The 6,034-nt window shown below is 62.7% G+C and carries 9 protein-coding genes and 1 pseudogene; 6 read left to right on the top strand and 4 right to left on the bottom strand.

Features of this window, described 5'->3' with window-relative positions:
- Window positions 1-74 precede the first annotated feature (74 nt).
- Together EOA49_RS14790 and EOA49_RS14795 are read left to right on the top strand one after the other, a co-directional pair.
- Window positions 75-896: a YmdB family metallophosphoesterase gene (locus EOA49_RS14790; protein ID WP_095824096.1), complete on the top strand. Its 822-nt coding sequence runs from the start codon at window positions 75-77 to the stop codon at window positions 894-896.
- Window positions 897-979: 83 nt separating this feature from the next.
- Window positions 980-1,747, top strand: coding sequence for a TerC family protein (locus tag EOA49_RS14795; RefSeq protein ID WP_127241646.1), 768 nt, complete (start codon window positions 980-982; stop codon window positions 1,745-1,747).
- Between the two features lies 1 nt (window position 1,748).
- On the opposite strand, the gene EOA49_RS14800 is transcribed toward EOA49_RS14795, so the two are convergent.
- Window positions 1,749-2,138, bottom strand: a complete 390-nt coding sequence (locus tag EOA49_RS14800; protein WP_278088162.1) for a VOC family protein — start codon at window positions 2,136-2,138, stop codon at window positions 1,749-1,751.
- Window positions 2,139-2,164: 26 nt separating this feature from the next.
- The gene (locus EOA49_RS14805; RefSeq protein ID WP_067001716.1) at window positions 2,165-2,647 is read right to left on the bottom strand and encodes an SRPBCC domain-containing protein; all 483 of its coding nucleotides are present in this window, start codon (window positions 2,645-2,647) and stop codon (window positions 2,165-2,167) included.
- Window positions 2,648-2,698: 51 nt separating this feature from the next.
- On the opposite strand from EOA49_RS14805, the gene EOA49_RS14810 reads away from it, so the two are divergent.
- The 3 genes from EOA49_RS14810 (at window position 2,699) to EOA49_RS14820 (ending at window position 4,333) form a co-directional block, all read left to right on the top strand.
- Window positions 2,699-3,022 (top strand): helix-turn-helix domain-containing protein, encoded by a 324-nt coding sequence (locus EOA49_RS14810; protein WP_127241645.1) that lies wholly within the window; start codon window positions 2,699-2,701, stop codon window positions 3,020-3,022.
- A gap of 217 nt (window positions 3,023-3,239) precedes the next feature.
- Entirely contained in the window at window positions 3,240-3,989 is a 750-nt protein-coding gene (locus EOA49_RS14815) for a YebC/PmpR family DNA-binding transcriptional regulator (RefSeq protein ID WP_127241644.1), read from the top strand.
- A gap of 32 nt (window positions 3,990-4,021) precedes the next feature.
- Window positions 4,022-4,333: a SelT/SelW/SelH family protein gene (locus EOA49_RS14820; protein WP_127241643.1), complete on the top strand. Its 312-nt coding sequence runs from the start codon at window positions 4,022-4,024 to the stop codon at window positions 4,331-4,333.
- A gap of 29 nt (window positions 4,334-4,362) precedes the next feature.
- Here EOA49_RS14820 and EOA49_RS14825 read toward each other — a convergent pair whose 3' ends face one another.
- Both EOA49_RS14825 and EOA49_RS14830 read right to left on the bottom strand, forming a co-directional pair.
- The gene (locus EOA49_RS14825; RefSeq protein WP_067001727.1) at window positions 4,363-4,839 is read right to left on the bottom strand and encodes a DUF1772 domain-containing protein; all 477 of its coding nucleotides are present in this window, start codon (window positions 4,837-4,839) and stop codon (window positions 4,363-4,365) included.
- Window position 4,840: 1 nt separating this feature from the next.
- Window positions 4,841-5,675 (bottom strand): annotated as a pseudogene (locus EOA49_RS14830) (NAD(P)H-binding protein).
- Window positions 5,676-5,786: 111 nt separating this feature from the next.
- Here EOA49_RS14830 and EOA49_RS14835 point away from each other — a divergent pair.
- The coding region (locus tag EOA49_RS14835; protein WP_164749228.1) for a helix-turn-helix domain-containing protein at window positions 5,787-6,034 on the top strand (248 nt) is incomplete at its 3' end.

A 6,034-nucleotide genomic window follows, 5' to 3' on the forward strand; every position in this document is an offset into this window, starting at 1 on the left:
GCGGTTGAGAAACGCATGATCTTTTGCGGAAAGTCATGCAGCTTTTGCTTGGCGGACTTTCGACGCGGGATCGTATGAGACTTCTCTTCCTCGGCGACATGGTCGGAAAAACTGGGCGCACGGCGGTGTGGGAACAGCTGCCGGGCTTGATATCCGACTTCAAGCTCGACTTCGTCATCGTCAATGGCGAGAACGCCGCGGGCGGCTTCGGCATCACCGAGGAGATATTTCGCGAGACGCTCGCGGCGGGCGCGGATGTCGTCACCACCGGCAACCATGTCTGGGACCAGCGCGACGCGCTGGTCTTCGCGCCGCGCGAGGAGCGCTTCCTGCGCCCTTCCAATTTTCCCAAGGGCACGCCGGGGCGTGGTTCCGGCGTCTATATCGCCAGGAACGGCGCGCGGGTGCTGGTCGCCAACATCATGGGGCGCGTCTTCATGCATCCCGAGCTCGACGATCCGTTCCAGGCCGGCGAGCGCGAGCTTGCGGCCTGTCCGCTTGGCGAACAGGCCGACGCAGCAGTGATTGATTTCCATGCCGAGGCGACTTCGGAAAAGATGTGCTTCGCGCATTTCGTCGACGGCCGAGCCAGCCTTGTGGTCGGCACCCACACGCACCAGCCGACCGCCGATCATCAGATACTCAACGGCGGCACCGCCTATATTTCGGACGCCGGCATGTGCGGCGACTATGATTCCTCGCTCGGCATGGACAAGGAAGAGCCGCTCAACCGCTTCCTGTCGAAAGTGCCGAAAGGTCGTTTCGAGGCCGCGAATGGACCGGCGACGCTGTGCGGCGTCGGCGTGGAAATCTCCGACCGCACCGGGCTCGCCGAGAAGATCGCGCCGTTTCGCCGCGGGCCGAGACTCGAGGAAACCGCGCCGTCCTTCTGGTGATGATATTGATATGAGCACCGGTCGTACCTAACTGGCGACGAAACCCGCGAAAACTGCTCTAGATCGTAGAGGGGACGACCTCCATGCAGCTTGTCGAGTTCCTGGCGCCGCACTTTGCCTTTGTCTCCGATCCCACAGCCTGGATCGCGCTGCTGACGCTGGTGGTGCTGGAGGTGGTGCTCGGCATCGACAACCTGATCTTCATCTCGATCCTGACCAACAAGCTGCCGGAAACGCAGCGCGCCCGCGCCCGCAAACTCGGCATCTCGGCGGCACTGGGCATGCGGCTGGTGCTGCTCGCCACGATCTCGATCATCGTGCAATTGACGACGCCGGTGTTCACGGCGTTCGGGCATGGCTTTTCCTGGCGCGACCTGATCCTGATCGCCGGCGGCCTGTTCCTTGTCTGGAAGGCGACCAAGGAAATCCACCACACGGTCGATCCGCAGGATCATCAGGACTCGATGATGGGCGGCACACTGCAGATGAGCCTGGCCGGCGCGATCTTCCAGATCCTGCTGCTTGACCTCGTCTTCTCGATCGATTCCATCATCACCGCCGTCGGGATGACCGACGAGATCGCCATCATGTACATCGCTGTCATCGTGGCGGTGAGCGTGATGATGCTGGCGGCGACGCCGCTCGCCAACTTTATCGCCAAGAACCCCACAATCGTGATGCTGGCGCTCGGCTTCCTGCTGATGATCGGCATGACGCTGATTGCCGACGGCATGGGCTATCACGTGCCCAAGGGCTACATCTACGCCGCCATGGGTTTTTCCGCGCTGGTCGAGGGCCTCAACATGCTGGCGCGGCGTCGAAAGAAGCAGCGGTCCGGCGGCGGGCATTAAACTAGGGCAGGTTGATCTGCCAGGAAACGCCGAAGCGGTCGTTGAGCCAAGCGAAACGGCGGCTGAAGCCGTAATCGTCGGTCGGCATCAGAAACGCGCCGTCCTTGGCCAGCACCCCGACAATGCGATCGAGCTCCTCCTCGGAGGAACAGTCGACGAAGAGCGAGAACGACGGCGTGAAGGAGAAGGCGTGATGCACGGGGCTGTTGAAGACCATGACCTCAGTGCCGCCGATCACGAGACGGGCCAGCTTGAGCGCACGTTCGGGCCCGTCCTCACCGGCGCCATAGCGTGTGACGTCGACAACGCGGCTTTCTGGAACGGTGTCGCAATAGAGGGTCATGGCCTTCTCGGCCTGACCTTCGAACATCAGGAACGGCGTTACCTTCACGGCCGGGCCTCCTCGCTCAAAGGGAGTCAAATATTGGTCTCGTTGGCCGGCTCGCCTTTCATCTCGGCGCGATAATAGCCGTCGCGCAAATTGATGCCGTATTCGAGATACGCCTTCATGCAGGCGAGCATCTGCGACCAGCCCTCGCAATTGAGGTAGGATTTCTTCAGTCCGACCTCGCCTTCGTGCCAGCCGGCCTCGGCGATGGTAACGAAGGTGCCGCCGTCGTCCAACGGCTCGAAGTTCATCTCGATGCGTGTCTTGTAGGCCGGCTTGCCGTCAGTGTCGGCCGCGTCCCAGCGCAGCACGATACGCCTATCCTTGATCACCTCGTCGACCTCGACCGGCACCGTCTTCCACCAGGTGACGGTGGTGCCGGCGACCAGCGGAGCAGAGGCGCCGCCAATGGTGGTGAAATAGCCGCTGAGCTTCGTCGGGTTGACCACGGCGTCGAAGACTTCGGCGACCGGCTTGCCGATGCGTCCGGAAATCCTGAATCCAAGAGACATATCCACAGCTCCTTCCTTGCCTCGTGAAACAATATGTTATAAAAACATAACATGTCAAGCCCAACCTCGGACGATCGTGTTTTCAAGGCCTTGGCGCACTCGCGCCGGCGCGAGTTGCTCGACCGGCTCAAGGATCATCCGCAGACCACCGGGGCGCTCTGCGAGGCTTTCCCGGACATGGATCGCTGCACGGTCATGATGCATCTGAAAGTGCTGGAAGAGGCCGATCTGGTCGTGGCGAGGCGCGAGGGGCGCGAGCGCTGGAACCATCTCAACGCGCTGCCGATCAGGCAGATCCACGACCGCTGGATCGGCCAATATGCGGGCCATGCGATCAGCATCCTCGACCGGCTGAAGTCGGATCTGGAGGGATGATGCCGCGCTGCAAGGGCAATCTCGGTCTGTCCGCCGTCAGGGTCGACGGTCCGGCTGGACGAATTGAGCCGATTTATCTATAAGCCGGCCATTCCGACAGAGAGCCCCGCGGGCCTTCGCAGGCACGCTTGCAGCGTTCTGAAATTTTGAATTCGAGCATTTGCCGGGTGATCGCGCCCGGCCGAGAAATGCTCTAGCCGAACACGACAGGGGTGCCATGGCTGGCCATTCGCAGTTCAAGAACATCATGCACCGGAAAGGCCGCCAGGATGCGGTGCGGTCGAAAATGTTTTCCAAGCTGGCACGCGAAATCACCGTCGCCGCCAAGACCGGCACGCCGGACCCGGCGATGAACCCGCGGCTGCGCCTTGCGGTGCAGAACGCCAAGGCGGTGTCGATGCCGAAGGACAACATCCAGCGCGCCATCAACAAGGCCTCCGCCGGAGATGCCGAGAACTACGAGGCCGTGCGCTATGAGGGCTATGGCCCCGGCGGCGTGGCGCTGATCGTCGAGGTGCTGACCGACAACCGCAACCGCTCGGCGTCCAATGTGCGCGCCGCCTTCACCAAGGCCGGCGGGGCGCTCGGCGAAACCGGCTCGGTGTCGTTCATGTGGAACCGCGTCGGCGAGATCTATTACCCGGCTTCGGCCGGCAGCGCGGACACGGTGATGGAAGCCGCGATCGAGGCCGGTGCTGACGACGTCGACTCGGACGAGGAAGGCCACACCGTCTATTGCAGCTTCGAAAATCTCGGCGAGGTATCTAAGTCGCTCGAAGCCGCGCTCGGCGAAGCGGAGTCGGTCAAGCCGATCTGGCAGCCACAGAACTACGTGCCGGTCGATGAAGAACGGGCGCAGTCGCTGATGAAGCTGGTCGCCACCCTTGAGGACGACGACGACGTGCAGAGCGTCTACGCCAATTTCGAGGTCGACGACGAAACGATGGCCAAGCTCAGCGCGGCCTGATCGGCTGATCCATGAGCGGAACTCGATCCGACATGAGCGAGAAGCCGCGGCCCGCCATCCGCATCACCTACTGCACGCAATGCCAGTGGCTGCTCAGAGCCGGCTGGATGGCACAGGAGCTGCTCTCGACCTTCGGTACCGAGCTCGGCGAGGTGACGCTGGTGCCGGGCACCGGCGGCATCTTCACGATCTCCTGCAACGACCAGCTTATCTGGGAGCGCAAGCGCGACGGCGGTTTTCCGGAGGCGGCGAAGCTCAAGCAGCTGGTCCGCGATGTCATCGACCCGGAACGCGATCTGGGACACGCCGACCGCAAGACGCACAAGAAGACGGACCCCGCCTGAGGCGGTGTTTTATCCGCTGGCCGCTCTCTTCAAATCAGCGCCAGGATAAAGCAGGCCATCGCCACGATCGCGGTGATGGTGCGGACGTGGTTCCACATTACCCATTGGCGCAGATGGTTCGCCCACACGGCAGCGCCGTTGCTGCTGGCCGGGTCGACGGCGGCCAGGGCGTCGTTGAGCGGTACGTTGAACACCATGGTCACGATCGGGTTGCCGACGAGATAGATTACGGCGCCGGCAAGCAGCCAGTACGAGCCCGATTGGCTCCAGCCCATGATGACAGCGGCAATCAGCACCAGGCAGATGAGGCCGGTGCCGAAAAGCGCCGTCATGAAGGCGGGCGTAATTACGGTGATGTTGATCGAATTCATCGCTGCGATGCCGGCTGGGACGGGCAGCCTGGCAAGTGCTGCCATGACGAAATTGGAAAAGGCGAAGAAGACGCCGCCGACCACGCCAGAGCCGATCGCGGCAATGAAGGCGAGGGCGGGAAGAATTTTCATCATCTCAGTTACTCCAGACGCGCCTGGCTGCGGTTTCGGTTGCATAGGCGAAGAAGTCTTTCGGCCGGCGGCCGAGCGCGCGCTGCACGCCGTCGGTCAGCGATTCGTTGCGGCCGTCGAGCACCTCGGTGAAGAGCTCGTTGAGCAGCCAGGCGAATTCCGGCGGCAGGTTGTGCGCAGCCACCGTTTCGGTGAATTGGGCATGCGAGATCCGCCGATAGCGGATGTCGCGGCCAGTGGCTTTGCCGATTTCGGCGACGGCCTGAGCAAAGCTCAGCAGACGCGGGCCGGTGAGTTCGTAAAGCTGGCCGGCATGGCCCGGCTCCGTCAGCACGGCTTCGGCGACATCGGCGATATCGTCGACATCGACGAAGGGTTCGCCGACAGCGCCGACCGGCAGGGTGACTTCGCCTTCGAGTATGGATTCGATGAGGAAGCCTTCGCTGAAATTCTGCGGAGAACCATGAGCAGCGCAGGATCGTCCAATTGGCACCGGAAACCTTGACCATTTCCTCGGCGCGCTGAGCCTCCGTCTCGCCGCGGCCGGAGAGCAGCACCAGCCGCTTGTTGCCGCGCTCGACGGCAAGTTTGGCCAACGCCTCGACAGTTTCGGCGGCGCCCGGCACCGCGATGTCAGGATAGTAGCTGATGTAGACGGCGCCGACGCCGTCGAGGGCCGCGCCCCAGGTGTTCTTGTCCGACCAGTCGAAGGGAGGCGTGCCTGCGCGGGAGCCGATCCGCACCGGGATCCTGCGGGCGATCAACCGTTCGGCCAGCCGCCGGCCGGTCTTGCCGGTGCCGCCCAGGATCAAAATCGGTTTCTGTGACGTGTCGGTCATCTCGATCTCCTCGTTTTCTGAATATGAGTAATCCTCATGTTTGCAAAACGTGATAAACCCTCGTATTTTGTGAGTCAAGCCAGTTTCTCGAGGATCTTTCGGAGGAAGCTCATGCAAGGCAGGGTAGCCGCGAAGCTCGACCAGGAAATCGCAATGCCCCGGCGAGCGCCGACGCAGCAGCGCAGCCGCGAGCGGGTCGAGCGGATGCTTGCCGCCGCCGCGGCGCTGATCGCCGAGCAAGGCAGCGATGCCATGCGCATGGGCGAGGTGGCGGAAAGAGCAGGGGTGTCGATCGGCTCGCTCTACCAGTTCTTTCCCGACAAGCGGGCGATCGTCTGGGCGCTGGCCGAGCGCTACAC

Origin of the sequence: Mesorhizobium sp. M1A.F.Ca.IN.020.04.1.1 (assembly GCF_003997315.1) — a bacterium.
Lineage (GTDB): Bacteria > Pseudomonadota > Alphaproteobacteria > Rhizobiales > Rhizobiaceae > Mesorhizobium.